The sequence below is a fragment of the Paenibacillus sp. P4_E11 genome (genome assembly GCF_056401635.1).
On the sequence record NZ_JBFUIX010000709.1, the window covers coordinates 1 to 570 of the forward strand.

The window sequence follows — 570 nt, forward strand, 5'->3', positions numbered from 1 at the left end:
ATCCAGCCGTGTATCCGGTATTAGCTAACGTTTCCGTTAGTTATCCCAGTCTTGCAGGCAGGTTGCCTACGTGTTACTCACCCGTCCGCCGCTAACCCTTCCCGAAGGAAGAGTCCGCTCGACTTGCATGTATTAGGCACGCCGCCAGCGTTCGTCCTGAGCCAGGATCAAACTCTCCATAATGGTAGAAATTTGACTTGCTCATAAACTTAACTAGCTCAAACATTTGCTTGCAAATGTACTTCGTAAGCATATGCTTTTGCGAACCGAAGTTCGCTATACTTGCACGCTCGTTGTTCAGTTTTCAAGGAACAATCTTGTCGTYGTCGGCATCGTAACCGTCCGAACAGCGACTTTATCAATATACCACAGTTGCCTATCACATTGCAACAACTATTTTTCAACCGGATTGAATCCGTTCGTTATTTAATGGACAAGCTTTTTTGTGGCGAAGACTAATTTATCACAATCCGCGGATTAAAGTCAAGCGTTTCATCAATTTTTATTAAATTAACTATTCCGGTACCCCCGGTCATTGCGCCCCCGTACATATTTGGACAGTTCTTTGGG

General features: G+C 44.8%; 1 rRNA gene. It reads right to left on the reverse strand.

The features are described from left to right. Positions 1 to 183 (reverse strand): 16S ribosomal RNA (locus tag AC1DWB_RS37055); the annotation flags it as partial. Between the last annotated feature and the right edge of the window lie 387 nt (positions 184 to 570).